Annotated in this window: 19 protein-coding genes, 2 pseudogenes and 1 riboswitch; of the genes and pseudogenes, 18 read left to right on the forward strand and 3 right to left on the reverse strand. The window is 42.1% G+C overall.

The genetic code is table 11. The features are described 5' to 3' along the window. The first annotated feature begins 8 nt into the window (after positions 1-8). From ACR42H_RS03100 to ACR42H_RS03145, 10 genes and pseudogenes are all read left to right on the forward strand, one after another. On the forward strand, positions 9-1184 hold the full coding sequence (locus tag ACR42H_RS03100) for a sugar ABC transporter permease (protein ID WP_113884212.1): 1176 nt from the start codon (positions 9-11) through the stop codon (positions 1182-1184). A 209-nt stretch (positions 1185-1393) separates the two neighbouring features. After that, positions 1394-2371, forward strand: a complete 978-nt coding sequence (locus ACR42H_RS03105; protein ID WP_113884211.1) for a sugar ABC transporter substrate-binding protein — start codon at positions 1394-1396, stop codon at positions 2369-2371. Beyond that, positions 2368-3828, forward strand: a complete 1461-nt coding sequence (locus ACR42H_RS03110; RefSeq protein WP_436374683.1) for a sensor histidine kinase — start codon at positions 2368-2370, stop codon at positions 3826-3828. The genes ACR42H_RS03105 and ACR42H_RS03110 overlap by 4 nt, the downstream gene beginning before the upstream one ends. Continuing rightward, complete coding sequence (locus tag ACR42H_RS03115) at positions 3803-5344, forward strand: response regulator (RefSeq protein ID WP_436374684.1); 1542 nt, start codon at positions 3803-3805, stop codon at positions 5342-5344. Before ACR42H_RS03110 ends, ACR42H_RS03115 begins: the two co-directional genes overlap by 26 nt. Beyond that, complete coding sequence (xylF, locus tag ACR42H_RS03120) at positions 5341-6444, forward strand: D-xylose ABC transporter substrate-binding protein (protein WP_113884208.1); 1104 nt, start codon at positions 5341-5343, stop codon at positions 6442-6444. Before ACR42H_RS03115 ends, xylF begins: the two co-directional genes overlap by 4 nt. Positions 6445-6827: 383 nt before the next feature. Further along, a complete protein-coding gene (locus tag ACR42H_RS03125; RefSeq protein ID WP_113884207.1) occupies positions 6828-8072 on the forward strand; it encodes an MFS transporter in 1245 nt (414 codons plus the stop codon). A 115-nt stretch (positions 8073-8187) separates the two neighbouring features. Beyond that, positions 8188-8882, forward strand: a pseudogene (locus ACR42H_RS03130) (Type 1 glutamine amidotransferase-like domain-containing protein). A gap of 49 nt (positions 8883-8931) precedes the next feature. Further along, positions 8932-9639 carry a DNA alkylation repair protein gene (locus ACR42H_RS03135; protein WP_436374685.1) on the forward strand — a complete coding sequence of 236 codons (708 nt, stop codon included), beginning with the start codon at positions 8932-8934 and terminating at the stop codon, positions 9637-9639. A gap of 156 nt (positions 9640-9795) precedes the next feature. Then, the gene (locus ACR42H_RS03140; protein WP_113884204.1) at positions 9796-10005 is read left to right on the forward strand and encodes a hypothetical protein; all 210 of its coding nucleotides are present in this window, start codon (positions 9796-9798) and stop codon (positions 10003-10005) included. 166 nt (positions 10006-10171) lie between these two features. Further along, the gene (locus ACR42H_RS03145) at positions 10172-11101 is read left to right on the forward strand and encodes a bifunctional helix-turn-helix transcriptional regulator/GNAT family N-acetyltransferase (protein ID WP_113884313.1); all 930 of its coding nucleotides are present in this window, start codon (positions 10172-10174) and stop codon (positions 11099-11101) included. A 297-nt stretch (positions 11102-11398) separates the two neighbouring features. On the opposite strand, the gene ACR42H_RS03150 is transcribed toward ACR42H_RS03145, so the two are convergent. Next, positions 11399-11914, reverse strand: a complete 516-nt coding sequence (locus tag ACR42H_RS03150) for a hypothetical protein (protein ID WP_113884203.1) — start codon at positions 11912-11914, stop codon at positions 11399-11401. Between the two features lie 314 nt (positions 11915-12228). On the opposite strand from ACR42H_RS03150, the gene ACR42H_RS03155 reads away from it, so the two are divergent. From ACR42H_RS03155 to ACR42H_RS03165, 3 genes and pseudogenes are all read left to right on the forward strand, one after another. Next, complete coding sequence (locus tag ACR42H_RS03155; protein WP_436374686.1) at positions 12229-13266, forward strand: ROK family protein; 1038 nt, start codon at positions 12229-12231, stop codon at positions 13264-13266. 13 nt (positions 13267-13279) lie between these two features. Then, positions 13280-14503 (forward strand): MFS transporter, encoded by a 1224-nt coding sequence (locus tag ACR42H_RS03160; protein WP_436374687.1) that lies wholly within the window; start codon positions 13280-13282, stop codon positions 14501-14503. A gap of 33 nt (positions 14504-14536) precedes the next feature. After that, positions 14537-14931 (forward strand): annotated as a pseudogene (locus ACR42H_RS03165) (DapH/DapD/GlmU-related protein); the annotation flags it as partial. Between the two features lie 87 nt (positions 14932-15018). Here the strand turns inward: ACR42H_RS03165 and ACR42H_RS03170 are convergent. Continuing rightward, entirely contained in the window at positions 15019-15930 is a 912-nt protein-coding gene (locus ACR42H_RS03170) for a LysR family transcriptional regulator (protein WP_436374688.1), read from the reverse strand. Positions 15931-16052: 122 nt separating this feature from the next. Here ACR42H_RS03170 and ACR42H_RS03175 point away from each other — a divergent pair, with 122 nt between their 5' ends. From ACR42H_RS03175 to ACR42H_RS03195, 5 genes are all read left to right on the forward strand, one after another. Next, positions 16053-16631 carry a LysE family transporter gene (locus ACR42H_RS03175; protein WP_436374689.1) on the forward strand — a complete coding sequence of 193 codons (579 nt, stop codon included), beginning with the start codon at positions 16053-16055 and terminating at the stop codon, positions 16629-16631. A gap of 64 nt (positions 16632-16695) precedes the next feature. Further along, the gene (locus tag ACR42H_RS03180; protein ID WP_436374690.1) at positions 16696-16833 is read left to right on the forward strand and encodes a hypothetical protein; all 138 of its coding nucleotides are present in this window, start codon (positions 16696-16698) and stop codon (positions 16831-16833) included. A gap of 21 nt (positions 16834-16854) precedes the next feature. Beyond that, on the forward strand, positions 16855-17013 hold the full coding sequence (locus ACR42H_RS03185) for a hypothetical protein (RefSeq protein ID WP_436374691.1): 159 nt from the start codon (positions 16855-16857) through the stop codon (positions 17011-17013). 272 nt (positions 17014-17285) lie between these two features. Further along, positions 17286-18386, forward strand: a complete 1101-nt coding sequence (locus tag ACR42H_RS03190) for a YkvI family membrane protein (protein WP_436374692.1) — start codon at positions 17286-17288, stop codon at positions 18384-18386. Between the two features lie 221 nt (positions 18387-18607). Further along, positions 18608-19813: an amidohydrolase gene (locus ACR42H_RS03195; RefSeq protein ID WP_436374693.1), complete on the forward strand. Its 1206-nt coding sequence runs from the start codon at positions 18608-18610 to the stop codon at positions 19811-19813. Between the two features lie 41 nt (positions 19814-19854). On the opposite strand, the gene ACR42H_RS03200 is transcribed toward ACR42H_RS03195, so the two are convergent. Next, positions 19855-20457, reverse strand: coding sequence for a trimeric intracellular cation channel family protein (locus ACR42H_RS03200; RefSeq protein ID WP_436374694.1), 603 nt, complete (start codon positions 20455-20457; stop codon positions 19855-19857). Positions 20458-20561: 104 nt separating this feature from the next. Next, a riboswitch (glycine riboswitch) is annotated at positions 20562-20655 on the reverse strand. Positions 20656-20833 lie beyond the last annotated feature (178 nt).

Genomic DNA, 20833 nt, shown 5'->3' on the forward strand with positions numbered 1-20833 from the left:
TTAAACTAATGGAATTTATTAACGAAGCGAAGACGCTGTTTAAAGATAATATCCGTGACTATGGCATGTACATTGCCTTATTCGTTATTATGCTCACCTTCACTATTATGACTGACGGGCTGTTTATGTCTTCGCGAAATATAAGCAATCTGCTGGATTCAACGGGATATATCGCTGTCCTGGCAGTGGGGATGACGCTGGTTATCGTGATCCGGCACATTGACCTCTCAGTCGGGTTCGTCGCTGGATTTTTGGGGGCCATTGCTGCAATTCTCCTGACGGGAATGGGAGTACCTTTTTATATCACCATTCCGATTATCCTGGTGCTGGGTATTTTTGTCGGACTATTCAATGGCCTTCTAGTTGCAAAGTTCGGTATCCCATCCTTCGTAGCTACTCTTGCAGGAATGCTGATCTTTAGAGGTGCACTTCTTCAGGTAACAGAGAAAACCGGGACTATTATCGTCAAGGATGATGGATTTAACGCCATCGGAAACGGATTCATTCCTTCGATTGTGCAAGTGAATGGGCTGCATCTCCTTACACTAATTCTGGGTGTACTGGCCATATTGCTGTATATATACAGTGAAATTTCCACGCGGAAAAACAAGATCAACTATCAATTCGAGGTCGTGTCAAAAGGGATTTTTATTGTCAAATTAGTTTTTGTTTCGGCTATCATTTCTTATATTACCTGGATCCTGGCAGGCTACAACGGATTTTCCTGGACGGTTGTCATTATGCTTTTAGTGGTTGTCATCTATCACTTCCTGACAACGAAAACCGTGCTTGGCAGACATATATATGCTGTCGGAAGCAATCCGGAAGCGGCACATCTGAGTGGAATCAATGTAAATAAAATTACGTATATAGTATTTGGTTCAATGGGGATGCTGGCAGCCCTTTCCGGCATATTATTCACCTCGCGCCTTCAGTCAGCGACAACTACAGCTGGGACATTATTTGAACTCGATGCCATTGCAGCTGCTTACGTCGGCGGAGTTTCTTCTGCAGGGGGCGTGGGCAAAATCACCGGTGCCATTATCGGTGCTGTAGTCATGGCCTCTTTATCAAGCGGGATGAATCTGCTCGGGGTAGGGGTTTCCCTCCAGTACATGATCCGCGGAGGCGTATTGGCAGGTGCTGTGATCTTTGATGTCATGACCCGGAAGAAGAGAGGGTAGATTACCAGTTTCCTGTATTAGCCGTTTTGAAAATGGGGCATCCGGCAAGAGGGTGCCCTTATGATGCAGTTGGGCAGCATCCCTAAAGCACCGATTATCCTCATGTTAACAACAGACAACCCTCTCTTTCTCTCTCTTCTATAAGCCTTAAAAAGGTGATATGATTAAAATTATTTAGCTATTCATACTTAGGAAACGGAGATACAGCCTTGCGTAAAACGGGTATTCTAGTATTTTGTCTTACATGTATCGTCCTTGGTTATTTTACATTTACGCTATCCGAGAAAGCGTTTACATCCAAATGGGATCTCCCTGCTGCATCAGATGGCCAGGAAGTGAAATATCGGCTGGTCCTGATAACGCAGGAATTAGAGACCCCTTTCTGGGATAAGGCAGGTATTGCTGCACAGGAACAAGCACGGAAGGATGGGGCAAGCCTGGAAGTCTGGGGAAGCTATGGAAAAAATCAAGAGGAATTTTTGAAAAAGTTAGAGGTAGCCATTCAATCAAAAGTGGACGGCATCATTGTTCAGGGTCTGGACACGCAGGAATTCACAGATTTAGCAAAGATTAAAGCTGCTTTTTATGGAATCCCGATTATTACAGTGGCCAACGACGTGCCAAAATCTGAAAGTTTGAGAAAAACGTACGTCGGCTCGGATCAATATCTGGCCGGGCAGTTAATTGCAGAACAGCTTCTTGACGATATGGGCCATAAGGGAAAAGTCATTCTAATGGGCGACAAGCATAAAGAGTTTTATCAGCAGCAGCGCCTTGATGGCATTCATGAAGTACTGAAGGAATATCCAAATATCCAGACAGTCTATGCGGAAACGACAGATGTTAGGGAGGAAATTATCGCTGCGACTCAGAACATGCTGAATCAAAATCCGGATACTGATAGTTTTATAGCTATTAAGGCCAATATAGCAGGAGCAATGGTTCAGGAAATAGGCAGGCGATCACAGGTAGAACCTTATTATATCTACTCTTTTGACGATGGTCCGGATTCAATATCTCTGCTTACTCAGGGAAAACTTGATGGAATCATTGAACAATCTCCTGAGAAGATGGGAAGCCTCAGTGTAGAGCTGATTTTGAAATGGCTTAGGGATGAAGAAGTGCCGCTGAAATCTGATGGCTATCTTACCGATATCAGGATATTAAAGGCGATGGAAAAGCAATGAACAAAATTCATAAGAAAATCTGGACACTCACGACTGTAATTCTATTGATTATGGCAGGCATATGGCTCACACTCACCTATTATAATCAGAAAACTCAGAATCAATATAACGATATTCTTCAGCGATACCTTCGGATGAATGAAGTTACAAGGACAAGCCAGCAGATGATTGCAGACTTGAATAACTACTTCATAACGCCTATTCCCGAAAATCTGAACAAACTAAACAACAGCAAGAAAAAAATGGAACATGTAAAAAAGGATGTTTCATATCTTCGAAATTCAGAAAATGATTTTGCTTTGACAAATTATATGAATTTGATTGACAGCCTGGTTGAGACAACTGATCGCTCCCTTCTTTTCTTTAATGAAAAGGAGACAGAGGATTCGGCAAAGGAATTCTCCGAAGCGACGCGCATATCGATGTATATCTCCGAGATGACGCTGACGCTGATCGATAGTGAACTGAATACGTATGAACGGTTTTACCGGGGGATCATTGAACAATCCGAAGAAATCAAAAAACTGGGGATTGGGCTGATGCTGATGATAACCTGCCTTTTAATGTTCTTGACCTATGGTTTTTCCTTAAGCATTACGAAGCCTGTACAAAAGCTGACCCAGGCAGCTAATGAGTTATCGAGGGGCAGATTTCACTTGCCGATAAAGGTTGATTCGAATGATGAAATTGCCTTTCTTGCCAAGACCTTTGACCGGATGCGAATTAATATCAATAACCTGATTTCGGAAATCCAGCAAAAGGCACAGCTGGAGCATGAGCTGCAGGAAAGCAAGTTATTGCTGAAGGAAAGCCAGCTCTTGAACCTGCAAAGCCAGATTAACCCTCATTTTTTATTTAACACATTAAATACCCTTTCCAAAAAAGCCTATTTGGAAGGGTCTCATGAAACCAGTGACCTGCTTGTTAGTGTTGCCGGCCTGCTGCGCTATAACTTAAAAAGGCTTGATAGGCCAGTAACACTTAGAGAAGAAGTGATGGTCCTGCAGCAATACATGGATATTCAAAAAGCCAGATTTACAGATCGCCTGCATTTGAAAATGTCAATAGATGAAAAGTGTCTGAATGTGGACATTCCGGGTCTCACACTGCAGCCGATCATCGAGAATGCTGTCAACTATGCAGTCGAGCCAAGAGAAGATGGGGGAAATATCTGGTTTCGCATTCAGGATGGAAATGACTGTGTGATTATAGAAGTGGAAGACGATGGTCCAGGTATTAAGGAATATAAAATTAAACAGATTCTTCAAGGGCAGTTCATTCAAAAAGGTGGAAACTCAACAGGCATCGGGTTCACCAATGTTGTCAGACGTTTGCGTCTTTTTTACGGCTATGAAGATATCATGAACATTGAGAGCAGTGCTGCCGGCACAAAAGTAGTGATGACAATACCGAAAGATAGGAGGGGGCGGCATGACAAAACTCCTGATCGCGGATGATGAACAAATTGAGCGGGAAGGGCTGGAAGTGATTCTCCGGAAAGCTTTTCCTGACGTTGAAATCAGCCAGGCAAAAAATGGGAAGATGGCCGTTCAATTGGCTAAAGAATCTAACCCTGATTTAATCCTTATGGACATTCAAATGCCAGGGCTGAATGGCCTGGAAGCTATTAAGCAAATCAGCGAAGATGATCCGCATATTAAATTTATTATGATTACAGCATTCGATACATTCGATTATGCCCGGCAGGCGATAAAGCTTGGGGTCAAGGATTATTTACTGAAGCCAAGCAAGATCACGGAAATTGAAGCAACAGTCAGGAAGGTGCTTGAACAGATTGAGGAAGAGCGGAGATTCCGTGAAATGACGCAGTTTCAGCAGGTCGCGCTGCAAAAGGCTCTTCCGGTCATTGAGACGGATGTCGTGACACAGCTGCTGTTCGATCATGTCCATGAGGTTCATCTGGATATGCTGGTTGAAATGCTTGATATTCGCTCAACGGATGAACAGTTCGTCATGAGCATCCTGCTTCCTGATGGACAAGAACACCTCTATACCTCAGTCAAAGAGAAGATCAGGCAAGCAGGCAGTGCATGGGTAGGTGCACTATATGGCCACCAGCTTCCAATCATCGTTTTTCGGAAAAAACAGCAATCATTCCGTTCACAGGCTATATTTATAGCCGGCGAAATTTTGTCTCTTGTGAAAAAAGGCTCATCAGAAGGCTGGTTCGTCGGGATTGGGAACGCTTGCGGTTCCCTGCAGTCAATCCGTCAGTCCTATCAGGAATCTCTTATTGCCACCCTGGATTCAACGCTCCCTGTTAAATACCGATTTTATTCCGATGTTCCAGTGCTTAGCACAGGGGAAGATTTACAGCTGGCCAAAGAGCGGGAGAAACAGTTTTTTGATCAAGTCAGGCTTGGCAAATGGCAGCAAATCAGCTTAAGTGTAATGGAAATGATCCAGCGATGTGAAACAGAAAGGGAAGGGGTGATTCAAGCGCAGCAGCGGGTGCTGCAGCTGCTCTGGATTGCTTCACGTGTAATGAGTGAGATCGGGGTTGAAGCTCCTGCACCATTTTTTGCGTATCAAACCCAGGATTTCCGGCAGCTGCGCGCTGAAACGAATCAATTGCTGAAGCAAATGAAGAAGTCGTATATGGAGCATTACGACAGGCTGGAGGCAGATACTATCCACCAGCTGAAGCAATATATTACCGAACATTCCCACGAGGATATTTCTCTTGAAGCGTTGGGAAGGAAAGTGGAGCTAAGCCCGATCTATATCAGTAAAATGTTCAAGGAGAAACTCGGGGTAAATTATATCGACTTCCTGACTGAATGCCGTATTGAAAAAGCAAAGAAGCTGATGGCGGATCACGGAAAAAGTCTGAAAGAAATCACCTTTGAGGTGGGCTATCATGAACCGAACTATTTCAGCAAGGTTTTCAAAAAGATGTGTGGCCAGTCACCGACGGAATTCCGTAAAACCCTTCTGGGCAAAAAAGAATGATGGAAGAAAAAGGGGCAAAACAGATGGATAGAATTCAATGGAAGCGGACTCTGGCTGTGCTGTTGCTGGTTTGCCTCCTGTCAGCCTGCCAAATGGAAACAGTACTCGAAAAAAATCCCGGGAAAGCAATTCCTGCTGCAGGTGAAGTGGAAGGAGAAGAGGATGGGGAGAAACCCATTAAGATCGGCTTTTCAATGGATACTTTATTGGAAGAGCGCTGGCTGAAGGATAGAGATCTGTTCAAAGAGGCTGTAGAAGAGCTTGGAGCCGAAGTGGAGATCATGGCTGCGAATGGGGATGATGCGGTCCAAATATCACAGGCAGAAACATTGATAAAACAAAAGGTCGACCTGCTGGTTGTCGTTCCCCATAATGCTGAAGCCACCGCTTCGATCGTCAAAAAAGCTCACGAGGCAGGCATCAAGGTCATCTCATATGACCGGCTTGTGAAAAATGCCGATATCGACTTATACATATCCTTTGATAATGAAAAGGTTGGCGAGCTGCAGGCAAAGGCCATCGCCAAACTGGTTCCTAAAGGGAAGTATGTGTATATTGGCGGAGCAATCACTGACCATAACGCCCATTTATTCAAACGAGGAGTCTTTAACGTGCTTCAGCCTTTAATTGAAAAAGGCGATATACAGATTGTATATGATCAGTGGTCCAGAGATTGGACGCCTGCGAATGCATTTGTGAATATGGAAGAGGCTCTTAAAGCCAGCCAAAATCAAATAGATGCCGTGATCGCAGCAAACGATGCAACTGCAGGCGGAGCCATCCAGGCACTGGCAGTGCAAGGGCTGGCAGGGAAAATTCCAGTAGCCGGGCAGGATGCCGAGCTTGCCGCTGCCCAGCGGATCATTAGAGGTACGCAGACGATGACAGTATACAAACCTATCGGTACGCTGACCAAGGAAGCTGCTGAACTAGCGGTCAGAATGGCGAAGGGTGAACATATAGAAGCAAACCGAAAAATTAATAATGGCAAAATCGAGGTGCCTTCCGTCCTTCTTTCGCCGATTGCTGTCGATAAATACAATATGGATCGTACTATTATTGCAGATGGGTTTCATTCCAGAGAGGAAGTTTATAAGTAGGGACGAGAGGACATGTACACGTTCCCGCCCGCCGCCTGGGACATGGAACCTCTCCCTATGTCCCTATTGCATGAACGGCTCTGCGCTGGTAAAATAAATATAATTATAATGAAATGGAGGTTTTCCTTTTGACAGCATCAATGAGATTAAGAAACCCGCTTTTCAATCGTTAATTGAATACGTTTGAAGGCTCTGCCTATGTTCTGAGCAACGGGATTGGTCTGTCTATTTAAGGAAACCTGAATTTAACGGTTATTTTTAAAAGAGGAGATGAATTTCTCCTCTTTTTTGCTGTCTACAGAAATAGAATGTTTAGAGCGGATTGATCAACTGAATATAGGCAAAGCTTGTTTTTATTAAATATAGAAATGAGTGATTAATTCATGAGTACAGTAAATCCTAAACTGCAGGATAATTGGCTGAAGAATATTATTCTCTTCTTAAGCAGTCAGACGATATCGCTATTTGGATCTTCCCTTGTTCAATATGCGATTATGTGGCATATTACGTTAACGACAGAATCTGGTTTAATGATGACGCTCTACATTATATGCGGCTTTATTCCAACCTTCTTCTTATCACCGGTTGCAGGTGTTTGGGCAGACCGGTACAATCGGAAAATGCTGATTATTTTAGCAGATGGACTTATCGCATTTTCGACGCTGATTCTCGCTATCCTCTTTTTAATGGGATATGAATCCATCTGGCTGCTGTTTGTCATGGCGGCGATTCGTGCCCTTGGAACAGGGATTCAGACTCCTGCAGTCGGGGCGATTCTGCCGCAGATTGTTCCGAAGGATAAGCTCACAAAGGTAAATGGAGCAAATGGGAGCATACAAGCAGTCATCATGTTTGTCTCGCCAATGGTCAGCGCTGCGCTGCTGGCGATGGCATCGCTTGAAGTCATCTTCTTCATTGATGTGATCACAGCAGCGATTGCCATTGTCACTTTGATGACATTTGTCAAAGTCGCTGTGCACGAAAAAGCAGCGGTCAAACAGTCAACGAGCTACTTCAGCGACTTTAAACAAGGTCTGCAATATGTAAACAGTACTCCTTTCCTGAAGAAATTCTTCCTATTCTTTGCGGTTTTCTTCGTGCTGATGGCACCTGCTGCCTTTTTGACGCCGCTGCAGGTTACCCGCACCTTTGGGGGGGATATATGGAAGCTGACAGCCATTGAAATTGCTTTTTCAGTCGGCATGATGGCTGGCGGCGGAATCATTGCTTCCTGGGGAGGATATCCAAATAAAATTAAAACCATGACCCTAGCCAGTCTTATCATGGGGATTTGCACCCTGGCACTTGGCATCGTTCCGGTTTTCTGGATCTATTTAGTGTGCATGGCTTTATTCGGGGTTGCCATGCCAATCTTCAATACACCGACAACTGTATTGCTGCAGGAAAAAATTGAAGAGAATTATTTAGGCAGAGTGTTTGGTGTCATGGGGATGATCTCTACTTCCATGATGCCGATTGGCATGCTGATATTTGGCCCGATTGCAGATATCATTGCCATCGAATGGCTTCTTGTGGGAACAGGGGCATTGATTATCCTTTTGGCGGTCATTTTAGGCCGAGATCAGGTGCTTCTGGAAGCGGGGAAGCCTGCGCTGAGTGAATCTTAAGGAATCTTTTAAAATAGAGCTGTCATATTGACAGCTCTATTTTTATGTGAAAACAAGGAACAACAGTACTGAAGGAGAATATTTATACGTAACAACAATTGAGGGGAGTAGAAAAATGAGGCAAATTATCGCACTTGGAGGAGGAGGGTTCTCCATGGAGCCCGAGAATCCATTACTGGATGAATATATTTTACATCAGTCAGGTAAAGAAAATCCTAAAGTCTGTTATGTGCCTACTGCAACAGGAGATTCCGATATTTGCATTAAATGGTTTTATGACTTTTTCGAAAAACAGAAGTGCCAGCCCTCTCATTTATCATTATTTAAACCGCCAACAAGAGATATAGAAGGTTTTATACTGGAAAAAGACATCATCTATGTTGGAGGCGGAAATACGAAGAATTTATTGGCTTTATGGAAAGAATGGGGATTAGATAAGATTTTAAAAAGGCATGGGATCAAGGGATCGTATTAGCCGGCATCAGCGCGGGCTCCATTTGCTGGTTTGAAGAAGGAGTTACAGATTCTTATGGAGATAAACTGGAGCCCTTAACATGCCTGGGCTTTTTAAAAGGAAGCAATTGCCCTCATTACGATGGAGAAGCGGAAAGAAGGCCTGCCTATCATGAGCTTTTGGCTTCTGATAAGATAAAGCCTGGAATTGCAGCGGATGATGGAGTGGCTATCCACTTTATTGAGGAGGAAGTCAGCCGAATCGTAAGCTCAAGACCTACCGCCAGGGCCTATAAGGTCTATTTCGATATAGAAGTAAAAGAGATTGAGCTGAAAACAGAATACTTAGGGTCTTGAGGCGCACAAGTGAAGTTAACATTATTAAAATGGAAGGAAGTGCTAAAAGATGGATTTACAGACGGTTATGCAGGAGCTCGAAGCTCTCAGCAAAGAACGGACCAAGAAAATGTACATATCAAATGGCGCGCACGAGCCGCTTTTTGGAGTGGCAACAGGCGCAATGAAACCAATCGCCAAAAAAATTAAAAGAAATCAGCCTTTGGCAGAGGAGCTATACGCTACGGGGAACTATGATGCCATGTACTTTGCAGGCATTATTGCAGATCCAGAAGCCATGACCGAAGCGGATTTTGACCGCTGGATGGATGATGCATATTTTTATATGCTGTCCGATTATGTGGTGGCTGTTACATTAGCTGAAGCAGATATTGCACAGGCTGTTGCCGATAAATGGATCGAAAGCGGGGAAGAGCTGCGGATGTCAGGGGGCTGGAGCTGCTACTGCTGGCTTTTGGGGAATCGTCCGGACGCTGAATTTTCCGAAGAGAAGCTGGCCAAAATGCTTGATAAAGTGAAAGACACCATCCATGATTCTCCGGAGCGTACAAAATCCGCCATGAATAATTTTGTTTATACAGTGGGTGTTTCTTATTTGCCGCTCCATGAAAAGGCAGTTGAGACCGCAAAAGCCATCGGGCCTGTAGAAATGAAGCGGGACAAGAAAAAGAGCAGTTTCCTGCATGCCTCGGAAAATATTCAAAAGGAAGCGGATAGAGGGAAGCTTGGCTTTAAACGAAAATATGTAAGATGTTAAACGATCAGTGATACTGGGATGGATAGAAAAATGAAACTGTTGCTTTGTCCCTGGACCATGTTATAATGAGGAACTTAGGAATTATGAGTAGTGCTCATAGTGGAACGGATGCGCAGAAAAGCCTCCGCCAAGTGATTGAATATGGAGGTGTATAGTATGAATAAACGATGGACAATCAGTAAAATTAATGAATTTGTTGAGAAAAATTCAGATAGTAAGCTGTTATCGACGGAATATCATGGTTTTTCACAAAAACTGCTTTTTAAATGTACATGCGGCAGTGAGTTTGAAAAAACATTTACGAAATTTAAAAATAATCACCAGCGCAAATGTGATGTGTGCCAGCCGCCTAAAGCATCACGCTAAACGAATATCAGGAAATAAACGAAGTGCCAATTTCAAATTAAAGAAATGGGCGCTTTTTCTTTTAAAAAGCTTCCTCTTTGTTCTGGAAGTAAGTTGATTAAGGCAAGTAAATTGATTATTATATTTGACAAAGGCAACTATATTCTAAGGAGTGAATTCTTTGTCAATGATCTCGTTTGAAGAAAGAATCAGTGCTGTTCGCCATTTTAACCGTTTTATGACTAGACAAATAGGAGCTTTGCGTGAGGGGTTACTACATAGCCCCTATTCGCTGACAGAATCCAGAATCCTGTTTGAAATTGCCACTAACGAGGACCCTAAAGCATCAAATTTAACTCAAGAGCTGGGGTTAGATCCAGGTTATTTAAGTCGAATATTAGCCAGATTTGAAGAGAGAGGGCTTATAAAGAAAGAACGTTCTGCTAAAGATGCCAGACAGCGCATTTTAAAGCTTACGCCAGAGGGAGAAAAAGCCTTTTCTAAACTAAATGAACGTTCATACAATGAAATAGCGGATCTTCTTGGAAAATTGTCGGAAAGTGAACAGCAGCAATTAATTAACGCTATGAAAACCGTTGAAGGACTGATAAGCAAGAATGAAAGCCTAAAATTTTCAGGCCCATATTTTCTTCGTCAGCATGAACCTGGTGATATGGGGTGGGTTGTACACAAGCATGGTCTGTTGTATTCACAAGAATATGGATGGGATGGGAGATTTGAAGCTCTTGTATCTCAAATTGCGGCAGATTTTATTAATAACTATAATCCCAAGCGGGAACGCTGCTGGATTGCCGAAATGAACGGAGAAACAGTTGGTTCTATTTTTGTTGTTGAAGGAAGTGAGGATACGGCTAAACTTCGTCTATTAATAGTAGACCCAAAGGCGAGAGGATTGGGTCTGGGTTCACAATTGGTTGAAGAATGCATAAACTTTTCCAAACAAGCAGGATATAAGAAACTCGTTCTATGGACAAACAGTGTTCTTAAAGAAGCGCGGCATATCTATCAGAAAAAGGGATTTCAGCTTGTTAAGGAGGAAAAGCATCATAGCTTTGGGCACGATTTAGTTGGAGAAACATGGGAACTGCTGCTTTAAGGGATACGGGGACAGGTACACTGTCCCTTTTACTGTTCTTTCAGAGAAAATGTGTCCCCCTCAGATCATTAGATTAATAAAAAGCCTCCATTCAAATTGAATGGAGGCTCATAGAAGGAACCGGGATTACGGATGAATGGCCGTCGGCCTCAAGTAGCCATGGTTGGTTATTGGTTACGGATGAAGTTGTAATGGGTCATGGATAATCGGTTGGCCATTGCCATTACAAGGTACCTTTGTACACAATAGGAGGGTGTTCCTTCTATGCCTTGAAGCAGAGTCTCACCACTTCAAGGTCTAGAAATACTTTTCGCTGTCAAACTCTAATTCTATTAAATAATTCTTGTTATTGATTAAGTTGGACAGGCGATTCGCCTGGCGTTCTGCTTCCAGGCCCTTTAACCGGTACTGTTCTGGATCAAATAGTGCCATTTTCACCATCGACACGTTTTCCGACACGGTATAAAGGAATTCCTCCCTGGCTGCTGTGCCATATTCCTTGAATTTGCGGGCCTTTGCCCGATATTGGGTGGCAAGCTCAATTGCTTCTACGATTGGCAATGATTCATTGTTAAAGGTGATGTCATTTTCAATATTGGCTTTATATACAAGCTTATCCAGCAGTCTCATGTCTTTACGGACTTCATCCATCTCTTTTTCCACCATGGCGAGAGATCTTGGCATCTCAGGAAGCTTGCTGCCTTTTTCAAGATCAGCAAATGCGACACGGTCCATTTCTTCTTCTAACTCGTGAATTCGTTTAGCCAGTACACTTTTTAATTTTACTGCTTCAGCCAAAGTAAGTTTTTGCATGTCTGAATCTGCTCCTTTAAAGATTCGTTCTTAGTATTATTATATAGCCGGGAGTCATATATTGGAAGGAATAGCTGAGTTCCTCGATTCTTTATGGAGCCTAGGAACGTACTATAAAATTAGTATTCAAGCTGAATGAGGAACCTTGTAAAGACAGTCCGCTGAAATAATACATCCTGATAAAGGGAAGGTTGTTTTCGGTTAATTAAAATGATATATTACCATTAATAAACTTATTAAACGCCTTTAATAAGTTTATTAATGGATACTTTTTAAATCTTTTAAATAAGTATGATTGGCAGGTGGTGAGAATAATGAAGACCGCTCCAAAATCTTTAAAGCTGTTAATTCTTTCTGGTATACGCAGATCGCTTTTAGACCTAGGAAGTGCAACCAAAGTGGAACTAAGCGATAAATTGGGAATCAGTTTCCCGACGATAAGCAAGTTCCTGTCACAGATGGAGAAGGATGGGGAAATTCTGTCGTCGGGACTGGATGAATCCAGCGGAGGGAGAAGAGCCAAAAGATATACATACAATCCTGACTATATGCTGGGTCTGGCAATTTTCTTAGAGAAGACAGAGACGAATTATGCCATTTTTAATTGTGCGGGAGAAGTGAAGGAACAAGGAACCATACAAAGTGTATTGACTGACAGCGGGATGCATTTATTAACGAGTTCGATTGAAGCCTTATTGATGGCCAATCAGGCAATCCGTTCGCTTTCCATTGGGGTGCCTGGTTCCGTTAAGAATGGCCGGATTTTTTACATGCCCGGCTATGAACAGTTTCAAGATTTCGATATTAAAGGATATTTTGAGAATCTCTTTTCGATTCCAGTTGTTGTTGAGAACGACATGAATGCTGCTGTTCTTGGATATCACCATTCTAAGGGGATAAAAAATCATCAATCCCTTGTGTATTTATATTCCGGTCAAAATGGTCCTGGTGCAGGGTTTATGATCAACGGGGATGTTGTGCGGGGAAACACATTTTTTGCCGGGGAAATCTCATTCGTTCCTCAATATGATGACCGGAACTTCCGCGAAGCTCTGGAAAATGGAACCAGTCATAAAGAGGTGCTGATATCCAGAGATAATCAGGTTGATGCTATCAGCAGATTAGTAGCCTCGATTACGGCTATCATTAATCCTCATACGTTCATCTTCTGCAAAGATGAAGTGGAGGGGACCCTAATAGAAAAAATTGCTGCAGCAAGCTCAAAATATATTCCGCCAGAACACCTCCCTGTTCTGGCAATAAGTGATTGGAAACAGGACTATTTATACGGATTGCAGAGTCTGGGTCTGGCGCTTATGCTTGATTCGCCCGAAAAATTTATCAGAAAATAGGTGAGGCTGAAGCATGGCAACAATCCTTTTGGTGATCATATATTTGGCTTTTATTAGCCTGGGACTGCCAGATTCAGTGTTAGGGGCGGCCTGGCCTGTCATGCAGGCAGACTTAGGCGCCGCGCTTGAGACTGCCGGATTGCTTTTTATGACAATAGCTGGCGGTACAATCATCTCGAGTTTAGTCAGCGGAAAAATCCTCAAACGGTTTGGAACTGGGAAGGTATCTTTTTTCAGTACGTTAATGACTGCTGCCGCGTTACTTGGCTTTTATTTTGCTCCATCGGTTTATTGGCTATTTCTATGTGCCATACCTCTCGGATTGGGGGCAGGAGCAATCGATGCAGGACTAAACGATTATGTTGCTGCACATTACAAAGCACATCATATGAGCTGGCTGCACAGCTTCTGGGGAGTCGGAGCCACTATTGGCCCGATCATCATGGCCCAGTATATTGCAGGGGGAAACTCCTGGAGCAAGGGGTATTTTGCCATTTCAGGAATACAATTTGTGCTGGCAATCATCCTTTTGCTGACTTTGCCTTTATGGAATAAAGGGAAGAATAATAATAAAGGTCTAAGTGAAGAGGCAGAAGAATCAGAAGAGAGATTGGATCATGCGGAAAATGTAAAACCGCTCCAAATCAAAGGAGTTAAATTAGCTTTAATTTCCTTCTTGTTTTATTGCAGTGCTGAAGCCACTATGGGACTTTGGGGAAGCAGCTTTCTGGTAAGTGTGAAGGATCTGCCGGCAGCGGCTGCTGCCCAATGGGTTTCCTTTTATTTCGCAGGCATTACAATTGGCCGATTTATTACTGGCTTCATTACGTTTAAAGTGAATAATCGTACTCTTATTCGGTTGGGACAAATTCTTGCACTTACTGGTGCCATCCTTCTTTTCCTGCCATTTTCATCCGCATTCGCGCTTGCAGGCTTTATTTTGATTGGATTAGGATTGGCACCGATTTTTCCATGTATGCTGCACGAAACACCGGCGCGTTTTGGGAAGAAGCATTCTCAGACTATAATGGGCTATCAAATGGCTGTTGCATATACAGGCAGTACCTTTATGCCGCCTGTTCTAGGCTTCATTGCCTCTCATTCAACAATTGGGATTTTTCCGATATATATTGTTCTGCTTGCTGCAGCAATGTTCTTAAGTTCTGAAAAACTGAACCGCCTGCTGAATAAGAAAGAGATTAAAAACTCAGCAGATGCTGCCTCTCACACAAATTAGGTAATTTTCAAAGAAGGCCTTTAAAATTAAAACTCCACTGGAAAAAACGTATATATGGAGCCAATTATCAGATTGGATTATGGCTATAATACGCATGTAGGTGAAAACTTTTTTGCGAACTTCGACTGCACGATTTTAGATGTCTGTGAAGTCCGTTTTGGAGATAATTGCATGCTTGCACCCGGAGTGCAAATCTATTCGGCAACACACCCGCTTTATCCTGCTGAACGGAATTCAGGCAGAGAATATGCAAAGCCAATTACGATTGGAAACAATGTATGGATTGGCGGAAGTGCCGTAATAAATCCAGGTGTAATAGCAGGAGATAATACTGTGATCGCATCAGGAGCGGTTGTTGTGAAAAATGTGCCGGTAATGTGGTAGCTGGCGGAAATCCAGCTAAAGTAATTAAACAAATAGAGCTTTAAATACTCCTTAGCATCCATAAATAGAAAAGCCATTTCCCATTGTGGATTTGGCTTTTCTTATGTTTCAGTGTAAGGAGGAATCTGACTCTATTTTTTGTTTTTGTTCAAATGTTCTTTGTCCAGTCCATTTACAGATTTTAATACCAGATCTATAAAAGCCTCTACAGCAGGAGATAGCCACTTTTTCTTTTTAATCAGCATATGAGAATAAAAGGGTTCGAACTCCTCCGAATGCGTTAATAGTTTTAACTTTCCGTTCTCTATATCTTCTTTAACAGTGATGTAAGGCAAAGCGCAAAATCCAAGTCCGCTCATGACCATCTTCTTGATTGCTTCTATGCTCCATAGTTCCATGGTCTGAAAGTGCTGGATGCTATGCTTTATAAGATATCTTTCAAACATTGACCGGTAGCTGCAGCCTTCTTCATTTGTGATATAAAAGGGGCTGGCCTGACTGTTTTTATATTCATCAAAATGGTCAGGTCCATTATTCCCGCTCACAAGGACAACTTCTTCTTGATACAAGGGATAGTGAATGCATTTTTCAGGTTTTATTTCGGGATAAACCATGAATGCCGCATCTACCCGTCCGCTCATTAAATCACTTTGGTTTTGTCCGCATGTACCATTGGTTAAGACTAACTTGACATGAGGATATTTTAATGAGAACTCCCTTATGATAGGTCCAAGCCTTGAGATGGTTAAAGACTCTGGTGCAGCCACTTTTAATATTCCGCTCACTTCACGGCTGCTTCGCATTGTTTTAATCTGTTCATGAGCAGAAAGAAGATCCTCAGCTAAAGGGATTAAATCCCTGCCTAAAGGAGTAAGCTGCAGCTTTCTATTGCTATAAGTAAAAATCTCCCCGCCAATCTCCTGTTCAAGTGACTGTATGTGGGCGGTTAGGGTCGATTGGGTATACCCTAACTTCGCAGCAGCTCCTGTATAACTGCCTATTTCTGCAATGGACTGAAAGGTTATTAGATGTCTGATTTCCATGCCGTCTCTCCTTTTGTATCGAAAAAAATGATAATGATATTTTTAATTTCAATTTTATTTATAAATAAAGTCATCATACAATAAAAACTGTTAAAGCGTAAATGAGTAAAGAAGGTGAGTTTATGAGTATAGTAGCGTTTCTATCGTATGTAATCATTACATCCATTACGCCTGGTCCAAGCAATATCTTAATCATGAATGAAGCGAGGAGATTTGGCTTCGCAGGGTCGTGGAGGTTCACGGCGGGTATCCTGGCAGGGTTTGCTGTACTTGGGATCTTGAGCGGTGTATTCACAGCAGGTCTATATACTTTAATTCCAGTAATAGAGCCTTATTTAAAAACAGCTGGTGCTATATATCTGCTCTGCTTAGCCTGGCAGGTAGGTCTGCCTAAATGGTCCGGGGAGCAAGTTAGAGATGTGAAATCATCCTTTTTATCAGGTTTTATCTTTCAAATCATAAATGTAAAAAGCATTTTGTTCTTTTTAACTGTCATGAGTGGTTTTATACTTCCTTTCTATCATTCTTTTCAATTCATTGTTTTTTATTTAACATTAGCCATTATTCTTGGGTGGTCAGCATTGCTTTTGTGGTCAGGGTTTGGCTCGGTATTTAAAAAGTTTTTCATCCATTATGACAAGTTATTTCGGCTCGTGATGTGTATGATGCTGGTTTATTCCGCGGTTACTATTTTTCTGTGATTCCCAATTTGTTTAAAGCTAGGTGACTGACTGAAAAAAAGCAAACTGTTTTTTTTTACAACAGATGGCTGGTTTGTTAATTCTTCTCTATACGGTGACTTTCTGCAGGAATCAGGCGCTGAAGTTCAGCGATGAGAATAAGCTGGCCCTATGGATTCCGCACGAAACGAATAACATTATTCCTATTAGAGAAAACTGTTAAATAAAACTTTGGAGGAAAGTCATGAGAGATAATAAAGAAAAACTTGAGAATACGCAAAACAACGGTCAAAACGAAGATTTAATTGAGATTAGCAATCCAGACTACGGGCTGGAATCAGTTGCAGATGGCTGCGATTTTGCAGAGGGAGAAAAGAAGCCTCCCCAGTGCGATAGGCTATAGAGTACCAGGATATCATTAAATTAAGGAGTTATAGAAAGTGTTGACCAGAGGCGGTTAACGCTTTTTATTTGCCAGCAAAAGAGGAACTTCAGTTTTTACCTCTTAATAGAAAGAAGTTTCTAACCAGGTTGCGTCAAAATTTTAGTATAAATCTGGAAAATGATTTGGGGAGTTTAACAATTGAATTGTTAGATTTTTTAATATTTTCACAAATCGACTTCGTTCTTAAATTGATATACTAAGCATAGTAGACAACTTCAGGGAGGAACTATATGAAAGACATTTTAAAAATTGGAAGCGCTTTTATTGGTGTAATTGTGGGTGCTGGATTTGCATCGGGGCAGGAAGTTCTTCAGTATTTTACCAGTTTTGGCATTATGGGTATTTTTGCTGCTATTGTTGCAAGCGCTTTATTTGCTTATGTCGGCATGATATTGGTGTGGTTAGGGAGCAGCATGAAAACTTCCTCACATAAGCATGTGATTTATAAGATAAGTGGCCGATATCTAGGGTTCATTATTGATTATATCCTTATTTTTACTTTGTTTGGTGTAGGTGTTGTCATGATAGCAGGTGCAGGGTCAAACTTAAATCAGCAATTTGGATTGCCTGTCATAATTGGGACAAGTGTGATGACGATTCTTGTTCTATTAACGGGAATGTTAAAGGTTGACCGTGTTGTTGCTATCATCGGTGGGATTACCCCATTTCTAATCCTGTTTGTCATCATCACATCTATCTATAGTTTTATAAATGCTGATGGATCATTCCTTGCTTTGAATGATGTAGCCAAGGAAACTCCGACAACTCTGCCAAACTGGTTTATTTCTGCCATCAATTATGTGTCCTTTAACACGGCAGTAGGTGCTTCAATGGCCATTGTGATGGGTGGAGCTGAAAATAAACGTAAAACTGCCGCGTTAGGTGGATTAGTTGGAGGTTTTGGGCTCGGTGTTCTTATTCTGCTTAGCCATCTGGCTATTTTCTCTAAGATTGAAAGTGTTGGCAGTATGGATATGCCAATGCTGGCCATTGTTAATAATATTTCACCTGCATTAGGTACGATCATGTCGGTTGTCCTCTTTGCAATGATCTTCAATACAGCTATAAGCATGTTTTTCTCTTTTGTGGCCCGATTTTCCAAGGTTGATACCGCACATTTTAAAAGGTTATTCGCGGGAACCATGATTGTAGCATTTGCAGCAAGCTTCATAGGTTTTACTGATCTTGTTAGCTACTTCTACCCGCTGATAGGTTATCTTGGATTGGTTCTAATTGCTGTATTATTTTACGCTCCTCTTAGAATGAAAAGTATTGAAAAAGAAGGATACGGAGATGGCGAAGAATATCCTAAAAAAATAGTGAACAGTTAAAAGCCGATAAAACCGAGAATAATGGATAAGGAGAGCGCTGAAGTGCTCTCCTTCTTTTTTAATAAAGACAATGGTGCACACGTTCTAAAATGCCTGGCAGCCTTCTTGTCCCGGTCGTTTTAGAATGTCAGCTGTATACGTATGATATAAATAGTTTCTCAAAAAACTGTTGTGTTTAGTGAGGTTCTATTCTGGTCAAAGTAGGATAGGAGATGATTTTAATGATTGAAGAATTAATGAAAATGCTTGAAGAACGAGAAGAAGAGATGATTAAGATACGCCGTTATTTACATCAGAATCCTGAGCTTTCATTTAAAGAGGAAAAAACGGCAGCCTATATAGCTGATTTTTACAGAGGGAAAGATGTTGATCTTATAACAAATGCAGGGAATGGATATGGCATTGTTGTCACTATTGAAGGCGGAAAGCCGGGAAAGACCGTGGCACTTCGGGCTGATTTTGATGCGCTTCCTATTAAAGAAGAACTGGATGTTCCGTTTAAATCAAAAGAGGAAGGTATCATGCATGCTTGCGGCCATGATGCACATACAGCATACCTTTTGGTTTTGGCTGACTGTTTGATCCTATTAAAAGATAAGATCCATGGAACCGTGAAAATAATCCATCAGCATGCGGAAGAAGAGCCTCCAGGCGGAGCAAAAAGCATCGTTGAGGAAGGATTTCTCGATGATGTCCATGCAATTTTTGGCATACATGTTTTGCCGATCGCCCCTGCTGGAACTGTTGGCTATCACAGCGGATATTCCTTTAATGGCCGCGCTTATTTTAAACTGAGAGTACAGGCAAGCGGCGGACACGGTTCTTCTCCGCATAAGGCCAACGATGCTATTGTTGCAGGAGCTTATTTTGTAACAGCTATCCAAACAGTTGTGAGCCGCAGAGTGGATCCGTTTCATGCCGGTGTAGTGACAATTGGTTCATTTGACGGTAAAGGGAGTTTTAATGTGATCAAGGATCATATCGAAATTGAGGGGGATGTACGCTATTCCAATGATGAAACAAAGGATGTGATGAATAGAGAAATTCACCGCATTGTAAATGGTCTTGAGGAGTTATTTGGGGTAAGCTGTGAGCTAAAGTATGAACCCGACTATCCGCCGCTGTATAATGATCCTGAATTGACAGGGTTTGTCGCAGATACGCTTTCAGCGGCCGGGGATAAAGACATTATCGAGATCAAGGAATTTCCTAAAATGACACCATCGGATGATTTTGCGTATTATTTGGAGAAGGTCCCTGGCTGTTATTTTTATATTGGATGCACGCCAAAGGGAACAGAAGAACCTTACTTCAATCATCACCCTAAATTTGATATAGATGAAGGTTCGTTGTTAGTTGCCGCAAAATCAGTGGGATATGTTGTTTGCAATTATATCAATGTGAAAGAAAACAAAAGCTCACGCTGATGTGAGCTTTTTATGTTTGAAGAAATTCTGCTTGTAACTTCTTATTGTTTTTGAATAGATTTGATAGGCAATCTCCAGCTGTAATGATGCGATATTCCTCGCAGAATTAAAGTAACAGTAAAAAGAATATAAAAATGGTAAGACTTTGATAACCAATCCAGGCCTATGATAAACCCGGCAAAGATGGCCCATAAAAGATATACTTCATCACGTAAAACAATGGGCTTTCGCTGAGCCAGCACATCGCGGATCATACCTCCGCCGGCACCTGTTATGGCAGCTGAGAACGTAACAGCAAATAAGGGTAAATCAATTGATTGTGCATACATAGCTCCCTGAACGGCAAAAGCTGACAAGCCGATTGAGTCAAAAATACTCCATTTCGTCAAAAGCTGAACTGCGCTGCTTGGCAATAGGATGACAATACTGATGGTAATAAGGGCAACGATAAAAAGAGTCGTTTGCTGCCATAATTCTATGATCGGAATGCCGGTCAAAAGGTTCCTAATAGCCCCGCCGCCAAATGCTGTAATTAATCCTAAAACATAGGCGCCCATAATGTCGTATTTTACTTCCAGTGCAACGACTGCCCCACTCATTGCAAATGCAATGGTTCCAATTACGTTCAATACATCCCAAACCATACAATCCCCCTAATCAAGTATCTCTGTCCTTGTACCTTTAGAGGTTTACCTATTCTATATTAGAAGGCCTGCCCCGTGGGTGCGGGATACGTTCTCCAGAGAAGCGTCCGGCTGCAGTCTTCTTACCTGAGAGATTCATCTTTCCTATAGATTTGCCCCTTCGGTGACGTACAATACGTTCTCTCCCGCAGCAGTCATTCGCTAGTATTTGTTTTTATAATTATAAAGTATAGTGCAAAGGCTTGGACAGTCCATTAAGTGTCTAAGTGGACATGAAATCCTTGTGCTATGGCGTGCATCATTCTGCTTGTAGGGATTGGTGGGCCCATTTTATTAAAGCGGAAATGAAGCAGGGGCTGTCGCTGTTTTTGGGTGC

Origin of the sequence: Cytobacillus sp. BC1816 (assembly GCF_051353635.1) — a bacterium.
Lineage (GTDB): Bacteria > Bacillota > Bacilli > Bacillales > Cytobacillaceae > Cytobacillus > Cytobacillus oceanisediminis_C.

Bases quoted from the DNA above. Each gene is read 5' to 3' on its own strand.
- ACR42H_RS03150 (WP_113884203.1), bottom strand. From the start codon at position 11,914: ATGCAAAAACTTACTTTGGCTGAAGCAGTAAAATTAAAAAGTGTACTG.
- ACR42H_RS03200 (WP_436374694.1), bottom strand. From the start codon at position 20,457: ATGGTTTGGGATGTATTGAACGTAATTGGAACCATTGCATTTGCAATG.
- ACR42H_RS03170 (WP_436374688.1), bottom strand. From the start codon at position 15,930: ATGGAAATCAGACATCTAATAACCTTTCAGTCCATTGCAGAAATAGGC.
- ACR42H_RS03175 (WP_436374689.1), top strand. From the start codon at position 16,053: ATGAGTATAGTAGCGTTTCTATCGTATGTAATCATTACATCCATTACG.
- ACR42H_RS03140 (WP_113884204.1), top strand. From the start codon at position 9,796: ATGAATAAACGATGGACAATCAGTAAAATTAATGAATTTGTTGAGAAA.
- ACR42H_RS03185 (WP_436374691.1), top strand. From the start codon at position 16,855: ATGAGAGATAATAAAGAAAAACTTGAGAATACGCAAAACAACGGTCAA.
- ACR42H_RS03155 (WP_436374686.1), top strand. From the start codon at position 12,229: ATGAAGACCGCTCCAAAATCTTTAAAGCTGTTAATTCTTTCTGGTATA.
- ACR42H_RS03110 (WP_436374683.1), top strand. From the start codon at position 2,368: ATGAACAAAATTCATAAGAAAATCTGGACACTCACGACTGTAATTCTA.
- ACR42H_RS03160 (WP_436374687.1), top strand. From the start codon at position 13,280: ATGGCAACAATCCTTTTGGTGATCATATATTTGGCTTTTATTAGCCTG.
- ACR42H_RS03135 (WP_436374685.1), top strand. From the start codon at position 8,932: ATGGATTTACAGACGGTTATGCAGGAGCTCGAAGCTCTCAGCAAAGAA.
- ACR42H_RS03125 (WP_113884207.1), top strand. From the start codon at position 6,828: ATGAGTACAGTAAATCCTAAACTGCAGGATAATTGGCTGAAGAATATT.
- ACR42H_RS03145 (WP_113884313.1), top strand. From the start codon at position 10,172: ATGATCTCGTTTGAAGAAAGAATCAGTGCTGTTCGCCATTTTAACCGT.
- xylF (WP_113884208.1), top strand. From the start codon at position 5,341: ATGATGGAAGAAAAAGGGGCAAAACAGATGGATAGAATTCAATGGAAG.
- ACR42H_RS03180 (WP_436374690.1), top strand. From the start codon at position 16,696: ATGGCTGGTTTGTTAATTCTTCTCTATACGGTGACTTTCTGCAGGAAT.
- ACR42H_RS03115 (WP_436374684.1), top strand. From the start codon at position 3,803: ATGACAAAACTCCTGATCGCGGATGATGAACAAATTGAGCGGGAAGGG.
- ACR42H_RS03195 (WP_436374693.1), top strand. From the start codon at position 18,608: ATGATTGAAGAATTAATGAAAATGCTTGAAGAACGAGAAGAAGAGATG.
- ACR42H_RS03190 (WP_436374692.1), top strand. From the start codon at position 17,286: ATGAAAGACATTTTAAAAATTGGAAGCGCTTTTATTGGTGTAATTGTG.
- ACR42H_RS03100 (WP_113884212.1), top strand. From the start codon at position 9: ATGGAATTTATTAACGAAGCGAAGACGCTGTTTAAAGATAATATCCGT.